12 protein-coding genes are annotated in these 16,379 nt (G+C 71.6%); 8 read left to right on the top strand and 4 right to left on the bottom strand.

Going from position 1 to position 16,379, the window contains the following annotated elements:
• The first annotated feature begins 5 nt into the window (after positions 1–5).
• Complete coding sequence (locus tag MXD59_RS02535; protein WP_163548176.1) at positions 6–275, top strand: pyrophosphorylase; 270 nt, start codon at positions 6–8, stop codon at positions 273–275.
• A gap of 102 nt (positions 276–377) precedes the next feature.
• Positions 378–662 (top strand): hypothetical protein, encoded by a 285-nt coding sequence (locus MXD59_RS02530; RefSeq protein ID WP_248813207.1) that lies wholly within the window; start codon positions 378–380, stop codon positions 660–662.
• Between the two features lie 18 nt (positions 663–680).
• Here MXD59_RS02530 and MXD59_RS02525 read toward each other — a convergent pair whose 3' ends face one another.
• On the bottom strand, positions 681–1,277 hold the full coding sequence (locus tag MXD59_RS02525) for a hypothetical protein (RefSeq protein WP_248823292.1): 597 nt from the start codon (positions 1,275–1,277) through the stop codon (positions 681–683).
• A gap of 119 nt (positions 1,278–1,396) precedes the next feature.
• Here MXD59_RS02525 and rpsD point away from each other — a divergent pair, with 119 nt between their 5' ends.
• Both rpsD and MXD59_RS02515 read left to right on the top strand, forming a co-directional pair.
• The gene (gene rpsD, locus MXD59_RS02520) at positions 1,397–2,008 is read left to right on the top strand and encodes a 30S ribosomal protein S4 (RefSeq protein ID WP_248813205.1); all 612 of its coding nucleotides are present in this window, start codon (positions 1,397–1,399) and stop codon (positions 2,006–2,008) included.
• Positions 2,009–2,520: 512 nt separating this feature from the next.
• Positions 2,521–6,699 (top strand): LysM peptidoglycan-binding domain-containing protein, encoded by a 4,179-nt coding sequence (locus MXD59_RS02515; protein ID WP_248823291.1) that lies wholly within the window; start codon positions 2,521–2,523, stop codon positions 6,697–6,699.
• 19 nt (positions 6,700–6,718) lie between these two features.
• Here the strand turns inward: MXD59_RS02515 and MXD59_RS02510 are convergent, their stop codons facing one another.
• The 3 genes from MXD59_RS02510 to MXD59_RS02500 all read right to left on the bottom strand — a co-directional run bounded on the left by MXD59_RS02510 (position 6,719) and on the right by MXD59_RS02500 (position 11,925).
• Positions 6,719–8,359 carry a DMT family transporter gene (locus MXD59_RS02510; protein WP_248823290.1) on the bottom strand — a complete coding sequence of 547 codons (1,641 nt, stop codon included), beginning with the start codon at positions 8,357–8,359 and terminating at the stop codon, positions 6,719–6,721.
• Positions 8,360–8,653: 294 nt separating this feature from the next.
• Positions 8,654–10,360 (bottom strand): diguanylate cyclase, encoded by a 1,707-nt coding sequence (locus MXD59_RS02505; RefSeq protein ID WP_248823289.1) that lies wholly within the window; start codon positions 10,358–10,360, stop codon positions 8,654–8,656.
• A 320-nt stretch (positions 10,361–10,680) separates the two neighbouring features.
• Positions 10,681–11,925: a cytochrome P450 gene (locus MXD59_RS02500; protein WP_248823288.1), complete on the bottom strand. Its 1,245-nt coding sequence runs from the start codon at positions 11,923–11,925 to the stop codon at positions 10,681–10,683.
• A gap of 133 nt (positions 11,926–12,058) precedes the next feature.
• Here MXD59_RS02500 and MXD59_RS02495 point away from each other — a divergent pair, with 133 nt between their 5' ends.
• The 4 genes from MXD59_RS02495 to MXD59_RS02480 all read left to right on the top strand — a co-directional run bounded on the left by MXD59_RS02495 (position 12,059) and on the right by MXD59_RS02480 (position 16,301).
• Entirely contained in the window at positions 12,059–12,721 is a 663-nt protein-coding gene (locus tag MXD59_RS02495; RefSeq protein WP_248823287.1) for a TetR/AcrR family transcriptional regulator, read from the top strand.
• A gap of 130 nt (positions 12,722–12,851) precedes the next feature.
• Entirely contained in the window at positions 12,852–13,766 is a 915-nt protein-coding gene (locus tag MXD59_RS02490) for an LLM class F420-dependent oxidoreductase (RefSeq protein WP_248823439.1), read from the top strand.
• Positions 13,767–13,874: 108 nt separating this feature from the next.
• A complete protein-coding gene (locus MXD59_RS02485) occupies positions 13,875–14,774 on the top strand; it encodes an SDR family NAD(P)-dependent oxidoreductase (protein WP_248823438.1) in 900 nt (299 codons plus the stop codon).
• 366 nt (positions 14,775–15,140) lie between these two features.
• Complete coding sequence (locus tag MXD59_RS02480) at positions 15,141–16,301, top strand: ABC transporter substrate-binding protein (RefSeq protein ID WP_248823286.1); 1,161 nt, start codon at positions 15,141–15,143, stop codon at positions 16,299–16,301.
• The last annotated feature ends 78 nt before the right edge of the window (positions 16,302–16,379 follow it).

Raw genomic sequence — 16,379 nt, 5'->3', positions numbered from 1 at the left:
ACCGTATGCGGACCGTCACCACCCCGACCGCCATGCAGGCCGCGTCCCGGATGAGCCAGACATTGCCCGAGTTGCAGCGCACGGCCACGGACCTGATCGGTCACGGCTCCACGCTGGCCGATCCACGCAACTGGGAGGGGCCCAAGGCCCAGCTCTTTCGGGGCCAGATCTGGCCGGAGGTGCAGCGTGCGCTGACCGACCTGCACCTGAACCTGACCGAGCTCGCGCATGGCATCGCCGAGATCAACCGCAGGACCGCCGAAGCCGGCAGCTGATCGCCTGGCCGGATCGGCGCCATCCCGCGCCCCGTCCCCGCCTCCCCCGTGTCATCCGCCGCCGCGCGGGTCCAACCCGCGCCGAGCATCCGAGGAGCGACCATGACCTCGATTGACGTCACCGTCCGTAGTACTCCGGAAGCGGTAGCCGCCGTCTCCGATCTCGCTTCGATCGTCAACGGCCCCCTGCTGGGCCATTTCGACGAGCTGCGCTCGATCGCCAGAAGCCTCACCGACCCCGAAAGCTGGGACGGCCGGGCCGCGACCGACTTCCGTACGAACATCTGGCCTGGTTACGAACGCACCCTGACGGATCTGCACGCCCAGCTCGACCAGCTGCGCGCCCGGCTCGCCGAGATCCAGAACGAGATCCAGAACGCCGGATGAGCCGCGCACCCGCCCCGGTCAGCCGCGCAGGACCGGCAGGAGCAGCCCGATCGCCCCCATCCGGCCAAGCTGCAGGCATTCCCGGTTGGTGCGCACGACCACCTCGCCGACATCCATCTGCAGCAACGCCCAGCCGGCGTCCAGATCCAGCAGATCATCCGTCGGGTGCCGTTGTGCGAAATGGACGGCCGCGACATGCCGGTCCGCGCTGGACAGCAGGGACACCCAGCCGCCGAAGGCCACCGAGACCCAGCGCCGGGTGTCCGGTGCCCACCCGCACAGGTTCAGCCGCGCGGCGAGTTCCCGCTGGGCGAGACCGGCCACGAACGTGCGCGGGGCCAGCAGCACCACCCGGGCGCCGACGGTGGGCGTCAGCCGGCCGGCGATGTCCGGGGCGGTCGGCGACTCCGGCTCGATCTCCCGTTCCCTCGACACGCTCGAGCCGGCGACGGGATGGGCCGGCGAGACACCCCAGCCCAGCCAGGGAGCGGTCACGGGATCGCTGGGTGCGCTCGAAGGTGACGGCACCACTTCGGTGGTGAAGCGCAGACCATGGGCGACGCGGCCGTCCCACCCCGCCAGGCTGGCATAAGGCGCGTTTGCGATCAACGCCATAGCCGCTTCGACCGCGCCCGTACCGCCGCGTCGCCGCTGCTCCGCCATCCGAGGCCTCCGTCTCGACCTATAGTTGAGCCAATCACTTAGGTTTGCCTAACTTAACGGAGGAGACGGAAATGCGCCACCAGTCCGTGATCACGCTGAGTCGGAAACCTGGCCTGTCCCGCGTCGACACCAGCACGCGCCACCGCAACCGGCACACCCCGGCCGGCTTCGGCCACGAGCCGCGACCGTCCCAGGTGAGCCCCTACCGGGAACGCCTGCGCGAGAAGCAGCAGCTGTGCCTGCTGTATCGGATCAACGATCGGCAGCTGCGCGCCGCGCTCCAGGAGGCGGTGCGTCGCGGCGGACCGCCAGGACCGGCCCTGCTCGAGAGCCTGGAGACCCGACTTGACGCGACGGTCTGGCGCTCCGGCCTGGCCCGAACCATCCACCAGGCCCGCCAGTTCGTCCTGCACGGCCACATCCAGCTCAACGGACAGCGCGTGGAACGACCGGGCCAGCTCGTCCAGCCCGGCGACACGGTGACCGTCACGACCCGCAGCCGCGCCATCCCCGCCTTCCGGATGCTCTCCGACGAGCCGGCACCAGCCGCGGCTGTCACCACGCCGCCCCATCTGGAGGTCCGTCACCATGACCTCGCAGTGATCGTCAGCCGTCGACCCCGACGCTGCGAGATCCCCGTCGCCTGCGACGAGCAGCTCGTGGTGGAGTACCTCGCCCGCTGAGCCCCCGCCAACACCGACCGTCCGATCGACAAGAACAGTTGCTCAGAGCAACAAAGACCAGGTCCGGACATCCGCCGCCCCTGGAATGGCTGCCCATCGTGCGTTCATACCGCCATATCCGTCACCCTGCCATTCCCGCAGCGCGACCGCGCTGATACGGTCACGGCGGGTTTGTCCGCCCGGAACTGACCGACACCGACCGGCACCGGTGGACGCAGCCTGCGAGGAGGCCGGCGTGCACTCGGAGCCCTTCGTGTCCATCCCCTGGGCAATTGCGGTCGATCGTCACAGGACGGCCGAAGAACGCGCGTTTCGCACCGGATGCCGGTCTGGCCGACCTAGCATGAGCGCCACGTGGCGTTCCCCGCGGCTTCCTGGCGACCGCCGCCCGGCACGCTCGTCCGCCCGGCCCTGTACCTGATCGGGGGCGATCCATGTCGACCACCTCGTTTTCGTCGGCTCCGCCGCCGGCAACGCCACCACCGGGCGGTCCGGCGCCGGACGACCGGTCCGTGGGCGCCGGCGGGGTGCCGTCCCGACAGTCGCTGCCCGCCGTCGACCCGCAGGTACGTGCCCGGCAGCGGTTCCAGGCAGCGGCGGCGATCGCGGCCATTGTCTTCGCGCTGGTGGGCGTGCCGGTGCTGCTCATCGTGCTGCTCGGCCCGCCGGTCGGTCAGGGCGGCGGCACCGGGCCGATCGTGCGGGCTGTCGTGTCGTTGCTGCTGTGGGTGGCCTGGGTGCATTTCCTCGCCTGCCTGTTCGCGGAATGGCGCGCCGAGGTGCGGGGCAGCGCGCTCGCACCCCGCATACCGTGCGGCGGTGTTTCACAGGCCGTCGCCCGCCGGCTGGTGGTCACCGCCCTGCTGCTGTCGGGTACGACCGCCCTGGTCGTGCCCGTGACGTACAGCCAGGCAAGCGGTGCCCGGCCGCGTCCGGCCAGCTATCCGTTGCCGCCCGCGGCTCCTCCCCAGCTGAGTGCTGCGCCGGCCTCGTTCGGGCCAGGCCAGCAGGCTGCCGCACCGCAGCTCGCGCCGGCCGGGCAGTCCGGACAGCCCGGGCAGGCGCCGTGGCACCCGCGGTCGGCGGCGACAGGCGAGGTCGAGCTCCGGTCGCAGCGTCCTGGTCTGCCGCCCGGTCCCTACGATCCGCCGCCCGTTCCCCCGCGTCCCGGTGGCACGCCGCCGAACGAGGCGCCCGCGTGGCTCGGCCCCGCCAGCCCCGGCCATGGCATCGATCCCGACGTCCACGCCAATGACGATGTCGATGTCCGCGCCGATAACACCTACGATCCCGACGACACCTACGATGCCGACGACGTCGATGTCGATGTCGATGACATCGACGATGCCACCCCGGTCGCTGCGACCTGGCCGTGGTCAGGCGACGCACCGGCCGCTGAGCTGCCCGATCACGGCGCGGACGCCTTCGACGGCACCGGCATCGGGGCGAACGCCGGGCCCGGTCGCCCGGAGCTGACCGGTCCGATCGTGGACGACCACCGGGGGCTCGTGCCCGGCGAGCGGGTCGTCAAGCTCTACGAGGTGCGTCCGGCCGGGGGACGCCACCACGACACGCTGTGGGGCATCGCTCAGCGCTTTCTCGGTGACGGCCTGCGGTACCGGGAGATCTTCGATCTCAATGAGGGCCGCACCCAGCCGGACGGCCGCACCCTGTCCAAGCCCTCGCTCATCCACGCCGGCTGGGTTCTGCTGCTGCCGGCGGACGCCCAGGGCGACGGACTACGCGTGCTACGCATGTCGCAGATCACCGGCGGCTGGCCCGCGGACGTCGGCCGCGACGTTGACCCGGCCGACGAGTACGACGAGGACGAATACGAGGACGACGGGGACGACGACGGGGACGACTATCCCGACGGTGACCATGACCGTTCCACCGTCGGCGAGTCCCACCACGAGGACCGTGGTGGGCGTGGCTTCGCCCAGAGCGGCGAGATGCGGGTAGCCGAGGATCACGGCGGTCACGTCGATCGACCGCTGACGGCCGCCGCGCTGGTTCCGGCGCAGGAGTTCGTCGGGGTGGCCGCGGCCGGTCTGCTCGCCGCCGGTGTCCTCGCGGCGCTGGCCCACCGGCGCACCGAATCAGGGGCCGACGCGTCGGCGTCGAATCCGGCCGAGGACGCCCTGGTGCTGGCCGCCGACCGCGAGGCCGCGCACTTCGTCGACCGGGCGCTGCGAGCCCTCGCCGTCAGTCTCACGGCGCAGCAGCGCCTGCTCCCCCCGGTCTACGCCGCCATCCTCACCGACCAGATGCTGGTCCTGCACATGGCGCCCGCCGAGCCGAACCCGCCGCCGCCGCCCTGGTTCGCCGCCGACGGGCCCGGATCATGGTGGATCGACCGGTCCGTCGCGCTGATCGGCGACCCGGACCAGCCCAGCGAGGCGGACCTGGAGGCGGCCGAGATACCGGCGCCCTACCCAGCCCTGGTCACCTTCGGTCACGACGATTCCGGTTCGCGCATCCTGGTGGACCTCGAGGGCGCCCCGGGCGTCATCAGCCTGCTCGGCGACCGGCCGGTGGCTCTCCAGGTGGCGATCACTGTCGCGTTGGAACTGGCCACCAACATCTGGTCCGACGACCTGAGGGTCTGCCTCATCGGCTTTCCGCCGGAGGTCGCCGTCAACGAACTGCTGGCCATCGCACCGGACCGGCTGTGGACCGCCGACAGCGTGGCGCGGGCGTTGGACGAGCTGTCGGGACCCGACGACGAGGAACCGGCCGCTCAGCTCGGCGACGCGGACTTTCCGTTGGAGGCGGGTCAACGCATCCCCGAAAACCCCGATGCGCTCGCCCCAGACCTGCTGATCCTCGCCGAACCGGTGGATTCGGCCAGTTCCGAACGGCTGCGCCGGATGGCCCGGGGACGTCGACACGCCATCGGTGTGCTCACCATCGGCGACACACCAATCGCGCAGTGGCGGTTCACGGTGGACGCGAACCGCCGGTTGTCCCTGGGCGTGCTCGGCGTCGATGTCCGGGCCCAGGCCCTCTGGCCGGCGGAGTACCTCGCGGTCGCCGACCTGTTCCGCCCCACCGACACCGCCGGCCCCGCCGGCCCTGGCCCGATGAGCTCGCAGACCGCGCTGGTGTCGATACCCGCGCCGACTCCGGTACCGCTGCCGGTACCGCTGCCGACCGACGAGATCACCCGCCCACCGGCGCAGGGCTCGATACCCGGCCTCCTGCCCTGGATGCCACCACCGCCCCCCGCCGGCCCCGCGGCGACGTCGGCCCCCCGGCCGGCTCCCTCGGCCCTTCAACCGGTTCCCCCGGTGCCCCAGCCAGCTCCGCCGGTTCCGCTGGCAGCTCCGCCGGCTGCGCCCTCGGTGCCCGCGCCCGCCGCTGGTGCGTTCGACCCGGACGGGACCCGACCGCCGGCGGACGGCCAGCGCCCACCACCTGCTCCCCCGTCCCCTGCGGTTCCGGTGTCCCCCGCCGAGCAGCCCACGGAGCAGTTCCACCTGGCAGACCCGCTGATCCGCCCGACGGACATGCCGCGGGTCCCACCCGTCCACTTCTACGAGACGCCCGGGATGCGGGCCAGCCGGGACGCCGCGCGCACCCCGGAGCACGCTCCGGCACCGGCGCCAGCTCAGGTTCCGGTACCAGCTCAGGTTCCGGTGCCACCGCGGATCTCACCGCCCCCGCGTCCCTCGATCCTGCCGCCCAGCGAGGCGGCGGCAGGCGCACCCAGCGCCACGCCCGCGGCACCCCAGCCCCAGCCCCAGCCCCAGCCCCCATGGTCGCCGCCGACCGCGCAGGCCATCCCCGGGCCGGCGGCGCCGGCACCCCCGGCCTCGCCGCTGTGGCCCCCGCCGCCACCGATATCCGCGATGCCCATGATGCCCACGGCGTCGGCGGTACCCGCGGTGCCGGTACCCGAGGAGCCACCGGCCACCGGCGAGGCCCAGGTGCGGGTGCTTGGTGTACCCACCGTGGAGGCTCCGGGCAGGCCGCCGGTGGTGGATACGGAGCTGCTGACCGAGCTCGTCGTGTATCTCGCGCTGCACCGTGAGGGCGCGAACGAACGCACCCTCACGCAGGAGATCTCCTTCACCGAGGTCGTACCGTCCCAGCCCGGCCCCGCGGCCGTACCAGCCATGCTGGCCCGTGCCGGACGGTGGCTGGGCGTCGACGCGGCCGGGGCACCCCGCCTCGCCGCGGACGCCCAGGGACGCTGGCGGCTGAGTCCGGACGTGCGCTGTGACTGGGAGCTGTTCGTCGCCTACACCCACCGGGCCGCCCTGCCGGGCAGTGACACCGAGGCCGATCTGACCACGGCGTTGCGCATGGTGAGCGGCCCGCTGTGGACGAACCTTCCGGACGGGCGGTACCGGTGGGTCACCGCCGGTCCGATCGCGCGCGGCACCCGGGAGGGCGTCATCGACGTCGCGCATCGACTGGCCGGGCTCACCCTCGACTTCGGCGACACGATGACGGCGATGGCCGCCTGCCGGACCGGGCTACGCGCCGTGCCGACCGCTCAGGTGCTGTGGCGTGACCTGCTGCAGACGGTGGCTGCCCGCGGTGACCGTCGCACGCTCGAGGCGGTGGTCACCGAGATGTACCGGACGATCGGCACCGCCGGCACCCGACGCGGTGGACGGGCCGAAGCCGAGACGGACGGCCTCGTCCAGACCCTGCTTCCCGGTTACCGACGCGCCCGGCAGTGACCCGAGCCGCCATCGGGAATCAGATGGCGGCGTCCTGGGCGAGGACCCGACGGGTGGCGCGGCGCAGACGTTCGGCCTGCCGGCGCAGCTCCTCAGCGCGGGCGTCCAGGTCACGCCGGGCCGCGAGCAGGACGTCCAGCGCGATCCCGTCGTCTCCCAGGAGGCTGCGCTGTTCGCCGGGCCTGGGCCCAGCTCCGATCCCAGGCCCGGCGGACGCCTCGGCGGATACCGACCGTGGCCGCCCGGCGCCCTGCGTCGGCACCATGACCTCGTCGCCGCGATGCGGGCGGGCCAGCGGGGCCCGAGCCGCGTGGGCGGGCGGCGTCGTCCCGACCGAGGGAGCACCGACGGGACGCCGACCAGTGGGCGTGCCCCGTCCTGTCGGGCCACCGGTACCCGCCACCGTGGCCGGGCCGGGTGTGCCACCGGTGGCGGTCAGCCTGCCGGTCACGTTCTGCGTGGGCCGTCCACTGGTGCGGACCGCCGGGCGGCCCGCACTCGCCCGCGCCGCTCGGGTCCCTCGGGCTGATCCGGCTGGTCGGGCCGCAGCGACGACGGTCCGGGCTCGGCGACCGGTGGGACGAAGCTGCTCCTCGAAGCGGTCCCGCTCGTCGGCGAGGCTCGCGAGTTCCTCTCCGATGCGGTCCAGGTCGCGGTTCAGGCGCCGACGCAGCCGGCGGACCGCCGGGCCGGTCGGTCCCACCGCCCGGCTGCGTCGCAGGTCATGCCGTAGCCGTTCCAGGTCGTGGTGGACCTGTTCCTCCAGCCGGGACAGCCGACCCTGCGCCTGCCGGGCGGCCAGGCGGGAGATCTGGCCGGTGATCAGTGGCGAGCGGGCCAGGGTCCGCACGCCCAGGGTCATCACCGCGAGGCCGAGAAGCTCCGCGGCCACGGCCCACGGCGTCAGCCTCAGACCACCGCCGAGCAGGCCCACGCCAAGGGCGACACCGGCGAGCGGCTCCACGCTGACCGAGGCCGGCAGCGACGCCGGTAGCGGAGCCATCCCGTAGGCGCTCTGCGACAGCACCGCGCTGAGCACCGCGACGACCGCGACGACCCACGGAAACCAGGAGCGGGCCAGCCCGCCGATCCCATCGGAGGTCAACAGCTGCCCGGCTCCGCTGACCAGGGCGGCCTGCAACGCGGAGAGCAGACCCGCGGCGCCGGCGAGCAGGGGTGCGCGCCGCACCGCGGGCTGGGCGCGGGTACCCCAGGTCGCGGCGACCAGCACGACGCACGCGAAGGTGAGGGTGATGAGCCAGCCGGTGGAGGTGGCGTGTTGGATGTCCCCCGAATCGGGGCGGCCCGCGGCGATGAACACCGCGAGGCCGGCGGCCGTGGCCGCCGCGGCGGCCCAGTCCCGGCGGGGCACCACCCGGCGGGCGAGCAACGCGGCCAACGGCAGGGCGAACAGGAGCTGGCAGATCTGCAGCGGTTCGACCAGGGCGACCGCGCCGCTGGTCAGCGCGGCGGCGGAGAGCATGCTGCCCGCGCCGCCGATGGCGATGCCGAACACCCAGGCGGGCCGGCGCACCAGCCACCACAACAGCCGCAGCCGCAGGACGTCGCCCGGCGGCGCGCGGAAGGCCACCCGCTGTTGTAGTACGGCGGCGACGCCGAAACAGACCGCGGCGGAAAGGCCCAGCAGATAGGTGGCCACGCCTGCTCGATCCCATCCCATAGGCCCGTAGGCGGTGATCGTCGCACCGCTTACAGCGGTGCGCCCCAGCCGCCCGCGGGCTGGTTGCCCCACAGGGTGTCATGTCTGCTGCCGGATGTTGGGCACTCAACGATCGTCTGTACCCAACTGGGCGTTAAGGACTTCCAGTGTCACATCCGACAGCGTTCTCCCCACCGGCGGGTCGACTTCCCGCCACATTCCACCCATGAGGAACCCACCGGAGACCGGGGAGAGGTTCGGGGGCCGAGGGGAAGCTGGCGGAGGTCGGGGGGATCAGTCTCCGACGACGCGGTCGCGACCAGCGGCCTTGGCCGCGTACAGGGCCCGGTCGGCCCGGTCGAGCAGGTCGGACAGGCAGTGGTCCCGTTCCTCGAGGCAGGCGACGCCGAGGCTCACGGTGACCGCCCGCGGTCCGTCATCGGACTCCAACCCGGCGCCGGCCACGGCCCGGCGCAGCCGTTCGGCCAGTGCCATCGCGTCCGGCGGGGTCGCGACGGTGACCACCGCGATCTCCTCACCGCCGATCCGGCCGACGATGTCACCCGAACGCAGCACAGCCTGGATGCAGGCGGCCACCCGCACGAGGACCAGGTCGCCGACCCGGTGGCCGTAGGTGTCGTTGACGCGTTTGAAACGGTCGATGTCGACCATGAACGTAGCCAGTGGCTGCCCGGAGGAGCGACATCGGTCGAACGTCTGCGCCGCGAGTTCGAGGAACCGGCGGCGGTTGGGCAGGCCGGTCAGCGGGTCACTGACCGCCAGCCGGGTGACCTCCTCGAACCGGCAGGCGGTGTCGCAGGCGAACGCGATCTCGGTCAGCAGGTCACGGCTGAGCCCCCGCTGTCCCGGGCCGCCGGGCAGGGCCAGGTCGCTCGCCACCACCAGCACGGTCTGGGACGAGGAGCCGGCCGGCGACGGCGCTCCCGGTGGTGCGGCGGCCACGATCCAACGGCGGATCAGGCGCTGCTGCCCGGGCAACGGTCGAATACCGGTGGGCATACCGGCGAGCGGCCGCCTCGACATCCGCTCGGGACCGGCCCGACCAAGGTCACCCTGGGCGGCGTGGTCGAGCATCATCGCCGTCTCCTCGGGCACGACGGCGCCGACCGCGCCCGGGGCGACGTCGCCGTCCACCGCGACGACGCGCAGCGGGGCGTCACCGACCCGGCGCATCGCCCACACCGCGTCGAAGGGAAACAGACGCCTGGCGACATGCATGATCTGGGCGAGCAGGGAGCAGACGTCGGTCGAGGTCGCGGCCATCGACACCCGGTGCAAATGTTCCCGCAGCGCGGATCGCCGCTGTTCGACCAAAGCCAGGGCGCGCTGCGCCGCCGGGTCGGTCTGGCTGCGCAGCGCCGCGAGATCGGCATGGCTCGCCGTGGTGAGCAGTTCCCGCTCGATCTGGGCGGCGGCCGAGGTGGTCATCGCGAGCAGCAGCGGGCTGCTGTCCCGGGACGGGCAGGTGAAGTTGACGGCGCCGACGATCGCGCCCGAGACGGGGTCGCGGATGGGTGCGGCGGCGCAGGAGACCGTGTCCGCGCCTTCGACGTAGTGCTCGCCGCCGTCGACCATCACCGGACGGCCGATCGCCAGTGCGGTGCCGATCCCGTTGGTGCCGACGACGGACTCGGAGAAGTCGTACCCCTGGAGGAACGCGCCCTGATCCGTCAGCAGCCGGACGAACGTGGGGTCGCCGCCGAAGCGCAGCCGCAGCAGCGCGTCCGGGCCGGCCAGCGCGCTGATGAGGGCGACATCGGGCAGCCGGTCCAACATGGTGTGCAGCACGGGGCGGGCGGCACGCTCGAGCAGACTGTCCGAGTCGACCTCGAGAAAGCGGACCACCGGGCCATCCAGCGGCACCGCCAGCTCACGCGCCCGCGCCCAGGACTGCCGGATGACATCCCGGACACCAACCGGCTCGACCGCGTCACCCTCGAAGAACTGCCTGCGCGCACGCTCCAGCGCCACCTTGCCCACGCGAGAATCACCAGCCTCCCCGCGGCCTGCCTCCGCTGGCGCCTGGCGATACATCATCGGGCGTGGCTTTCCCGCATATCTGACCGTCTTGATCCTTTCTTTCCCGACGCTCCCAGGCTAACCCGGGTCGCACGACCCGTCCACGGCGCGGATTCGGGACGGACGGATGTTTTGCGCACGTCGTGAAAAGCATGGATTTCAGCGGGATTTCGGGCGGCTGGCCCGGACCAGCCCAGCCCAGCCAGTCCGGGTCGATCCCGGCGACGGACCGAGGGAACACGCGGGTCAGGTGCCGGCACGGCGCCCGACCCGCGACCTCCTCAGCGAGCGGTGACAGTGGCCGGCAGGCGCTTGATGCCGTTCACGAAATTGCTGGTAAGAAAATCAGCCGGGCCGGCCTCGATCCCGCCGACGCGTTCGACGAGCCGGCCGAACAGCGAACGCAGCTGCCTTCGGGCGAGGCTCACGCCCAGGCAGAAGTGGGGGCCGCCGCCGCCGAAGCCGACATGCGGATTGGGGTCCCGGCCGATGTCGAACAGAGCCGACTGGGCGAAGACACTCTCGTCGTGGTTCGCCGACTCGTAGAACATGACCACCGGTTCGCCGGCCGCGATCGCCACCCCACCGAGCTCGGTGTCCTGCGTCGCCGTCCGGCGAAAGTGGATGACCGGGCTGGAGTAGCGCACGATCTCCTCGATCGCCGTGCCGAGCAGCGACGGGTCGTCCAGCAGCCGCTGCCACTGGTCGGGATGCTCGGCGAACAGCCGCATCCCCTGGCTGGTGCTGGTGCGGGTGGTGTCGTTTCCCGCGGTGGCGAACAGGACGAAGATGCAGCGTACGGTCGTGTCGTCGATCGGCGCGCCCTCGAACTCGGCCTCGAGCAGCATCGAGAGGATGTCGTCGCCGGGGTTCTTACGGCGGTCGGCGACCAGTTCGGCGGCCAGTCGATGCAGGGTCAGCGCCGACTCGAGGGCGACGCTGGAGCTCTCCTTGCCAGGGACGCTGAAGTCGGGATCCTGGGCCGCGATCTGCCCCTCCGCCGCCGAGCGGAACTCCTCGCGCATCGACTCCGGCACGCCCATCATCGTCGAGATCGTCCACAGCGGAAGCGTCGTGGACAGCTCGGCCACGACGTCGCCGCCGCCGCGTTCGACGAACTCGTCCACGATGTCGTGCGCCTTCGCGGTGATCGCCGCTTCCAGGCGACCGACCTGACGGGGCGTGAACGCACCACTGACGATCTTACGCAAAGCGGTGTGCCGCGGCGGGTCCATCACCAGGAAGGACGCGTTGAGCTCGAGGAACTCCGGCGGCAGCTCGCCGATCCCGACACCCGCGCCGGAGCGGAACAGATCCGGGCGGCGGCTGATGAGCTGGACATCCTGGTGGCGGGTGACCGCCCAGAAGCCGCCGTGCTGCGGCGCCATGGTGAAGGCGCTGGGTTCGCAGTGCACGATCGGCGCGTCGCGGCGGAGCTCGGCGAAGTGCGCGGCACGCCCGGCGGCCGGCTGCTCCCAGAACTCCCTGCTGGACACCAGCGGAGCGACGGAAACAGATCCAGACATATGGGCCTCCTACGCGCGACTCGGATCAGACGGACTTGACGCCAGACACCTGGGAGGCGCCAACCGGAACGCGCCACCCGGCCCGCATCCAGTGCAACAATACATATCAGATAACTTTGTATGATTACATCTCATGGCGAAGCGACGAGGCTGGGCTGGGCGACCACCCGCCGATGAGGACGAGGCTCGCGCGCGCATCATCGAGGCGGCGATCCGTTGTGTCGACCGGCTCGGTCCGCGCGCGTGCACCCTGTCCGACGTCGCGGCGGAGCTCGGCGTCATCCGCCAGACCGTGTACCGGTACTACCCCAGCGCCGCCGGGCTGTTCACCGCCGTCGGCCGGGCGTCGGTCGACTCGTTCACCGACGAGCTCGCCGGGCATCTGCTGCCGATCGAGCTCCCGGCGCCGTGGGCGGTCGAGGCGCTGGCGACGACGATCGAGTGGCTGCCCACGAAGCCGTACCTGACCCTGGCGCTGGCGGCCGGGCACACCGAGGCGTTCAGTCGCGGGGTCACCTCGCCGGTGTCGCGCAAGCTGCTGCGCGCGCTGATCTCGCGCTCACACGTCGACTGGACCACCGCCGGCTACGACGATCGCCGTCTGGACGAGCTCGCCGAGCTGCTGCTACGGCTGTTGCAGTCGATGACGATCGACCCGCCCGACCCGGCGCGAACCGGTCCACAGCTGCGCGACTTCCTGTGGCGTTGGATCGCCCCCGCGGTCACCGCACCGAGCGCCCCCAGACCCGGCGACCCCGCGTGGGCCGCTCTCGCGGGTGCGTCGCCTCCCGGCTGACCTGACCATGCCGGCCCTGACCATGCCGGCCGTGGGCGCCGAGGACGGTTGCCGGTGGATGTGCGTGTGACTAGCGTCAACTTCGTTACCAGGAACTATCGGACGAACCTGGGATCGAGGGGTCATGGCGCTGCGCTTCGTCTTCCACTACCCCGACAGGCATGGCCCGGAGGGCGACATGCTCGACGCGGGCGACCTGCGGGAGGTGGCCGTCGCGGCGGAGCGGGCGGGGTTCGACGCGCTGTCGCTGACCGAGCATCCCGTGCCCGGGGCCAGGTGGTTGTCCAACGGTGGGCATCAGAGCCTCGACCCGTTCGTCGCGTTCGGGTACGTCGCCGCGGCCACCGAGCGACTGCGGCTGTTGACCTATCTGTCGGTCGCGCCGTACCGCAACCCGTTCCTGCTGGCCAAGGCGGCCGCGACCGTCGACAAGCTGTCCGGCGGGCGGTTCGTCCTGGGGCTCGGTGCGGGCTACCAGAAGTCCGAGTACTTCGCCCTCGGTGTCGACCTGGCCGAGCGTGGGGAGCTGTTCGACGAGGTCCTGGACGTTCTGCCGCTGCACTGGAGCGGGCAGCCGTTCAGCTACGCCGGTCGGCACTTCAACGCCCGCGACGTCATCGCCCTCCCGCGGCCGGTACAGGACCCGATCCCGATCTGGATCGGCGGCAACTCCCGGGCCGCGCGCCGCCGGGTCGCCCACCGGGCGCAGGGCTGGATGCCGATGGCCGGTTCCCCGCGGCTGAGCCAGACCGCCCAGACCACGAACATCAGCTCCGACGCGCATCTGGCCGAGCTCATCGCTGAGGTGCGCACACAGGCAGGCGATGCCGGACGCGGACCGCTCGACGTCGCCTACGCGTACACCGACGCGGCCATGGCGAGTCTGGAGCAGGACCCCACGGTGGACGCGGACCGTCATCGCGAGGCGTTCGCGGCACTCGAGAAGGCGGGGGTCACCTGGCTGGTGATCGCCCGCCCCACCCGGACACCGGCGCAGACCCTCGAGTTCGTCGAGGCCTTCGGTTCCACCTATCTCACGGTGTGACCGGTCAGCGGAGCTGACGCGACGGGCGGCCGACCGGGCGATCCCGTCGGCGACACGGTGCTCGGCCGTCCCGGCTGGGGGCGGCCGGCCAGGATGGAAGGCGTGGGCATGGGCTGGTTCGAGCAGCGCGGCGGACTCGAGGGCACCGTCGCGGTGGTGACCGGGGGTGCCGGTGGACTCGGCGGCGGGATCTCCGCCGATCTGGCGGCCAACGGGGTACGGGTCGCCCTGCTCGACATCGACGGGGAGGCCGTCGAGCAGGCGCGGGCCGCGCTCGAGGCCGCCGGCCACGACATCATCGCCGTGCAGGGCGACGCCCGTGACCCGGACACCCTCGCCGCGCTGTTCACCGCGGTGGACGAGCGGTTCGGCCGACTGGACACCCTGGTCAACGTGGTCGGCGGTACGTTCCAGGCCGCGTTCATGGACACCAGTCCGAACGCCTGGAACGCCCTGATCCGCACGAACCTCCTGCACGTCCTGCACGCCTGCAAGCTCGCGGTGCCGCGGATGCGCGCCGGTGGGCGCGGCGGCAGCATCATCACCGTCTCGACCATCGAGGCGCACCGGGCCGCGCCCGGCTTCGCCGTCTACTCTGCGGCCAAGGCCGGCGTCGAGCAGTTCGGCCGCACCCTCGCGGTCGAACTCGCCCCCGAGCGCATCCGGGTGAACAGCATCGCCCCGGACTTCACCCCCACGCCGGCGCTGGAGCGGGCGGCCGGCGGACAACGCACGGGCATGTCCGATCCGGCCGGCCTGCCGATCGCCATTCCGATGGGACGGGCTGGGCTGATCGACGACATCGCGAACGCCGCGGTGTTTCTCGCCTCCGGGCTGTCCAGCTACATCACCGGCACCACCCTGCACGTCGACGGCGGGACCTTCGCGTCCTCGGGCTGGTTCAACTGGCCCGCCCAGGGGTGGGCGAACCACGCCCCGACCTACCTGCTGGACACGCTCGCCGCGACCCAGCGGGAAACCGATGCGGCGGCGGCGCGGCCCGAGTAGCCGGCGCCACCGGAATTCACAAAATGGACATATGTTCCGGAATTCGGGTTACTTATCTTTGTTCAGTTACCCGATGTGAACGGGGTCACAGCGCATAGCCACAGGGTTCAGGTGGCCGGCGGGGATTCCCACCCGGGTTACGACATCGAGGTTGACGTCGACATTGACACAGCGCTATCCTCACTCGGCCGTCATCAATTTCGGCTAGTTTGCCGAGCCCGCCAGGAAATGCGCCCACTCCCGCGACATGCGGGCCGGGCGCCTCCCGGGCGGCGGCATGACCGTGCATGTGAGAGGACGTTGAATTCGGTGATGGGCACATTACGCGGTTTACTCCGGGCCGTCGGTGTCGCCACGGCCGTCATAGTGGCCGCTGCCGCCTGTTCCTCCAGCGGTTCCACTGACGGTGGCACCTCGACGGCCACTGGATCACCCATCAAGATCGGTGCCATCTGTACGTGTTCTGGAACGCTCAGCATTAAGGGACCGGCCGAGGCCTACAAGGCCTGGGTCGCCAGCACCAACGCGGCCGGTGGCGTCAACGGCCACCCCATCGAACTCACCCTTCTGGACGACTCCGGGACGCCTGGCAAGTCCGCGACGGCCGCCCGCACCCTGATCTCCAAGAAGGTCGTGGCCATCGTCGACCTGACCAATGTCGACCAGACGTGGGCCAAGCTTGCCCAGGACGCCAGGATCCCCGTCGTCGGCGCCCAGGTGACGACCACCCCGTCGTACACCAATCCGTATTTCTTCCCCCCGGGCCTGACCGAGAACTCGCTGTTCACCAGCGTCCTGCGGTCCGCGCAGGAAGCCGACGCGAAGAGCTTTGGCATCTTCTACTGCGCCGAGGCGGTGCAGTGCCAGGAAGGGCTCGAACCGCTGAAGAAGGTCGGCGAGGGCCTGGGCCTGCCGGTCAGCTACGCCGCCGAGATCTCCGCCACCGCGCCGAACTACACGGCACAGTGCATCGCCGCCCGGGACAAGAAGATCGAGGCGCTGTTCATCGCGCACGTCTCGGCCGTCGCCGAGAAGGTCGCGGCCAACTGCGCGCAGCAGAACTACCACCCGGTCTACGTGGTCAGCGGCGACACCATCGGCAAGCGCTACGAGGCCCTCGCCGGGCTGAAGGAGAACCTGGTGGGCCCGGCCTCGAGCCTGCCGTTCTTCCTGGACACACCGGCGCTGCGCACCATGAACGCCGCGCTGGACAAGTACTCCCCCGGACTGCGCGACGACAAGCTCCTCTACAGCCAGGGCGTACCGCTGGGTTGGCTCTCCGGCCAGTTGTTCGGGGCGGCCGCCAAGGCCGGTGGGCTCGGCGCGGGCGGTTCCACGCCGACCTCCGAGCAGGTGCTGACCGGCCTGCACGCCCTCAGGGGCGAGACCCTCGATGGTCAGGCCGCACCGCTGACCTTCGAGGCCGGCAAGGGGCACCAGATCAACTGCTGGTTCGAGATCAGTCTGCGTGACGGCAAGCTCGGCGCGCCGAACGACACGAAACCAACCTGCGCGACCAGCAGCTGACCGCCGTCGTTTCGGGCCGGGAGATCCACAGGGACCTCCCGGCCCGGGACGAGCATGCCCTGTGCCTGAATCGGAGCG

The sequence above is a fragment of the Frankia umida genome, assembly GCF_023242945.1.
In the GTDB taxonomy this organism is placed as follows: Bacteria; Actinomycetota; Actinomycetes; order Frankiales; family Frankiaceae; genus Frankia; species Frankia umida.
The sequence above is the reverse complement of the archived record's forward strand: the minus strand, read 5'-3'. Positions and strand labels throughout refer to the sequence as shown.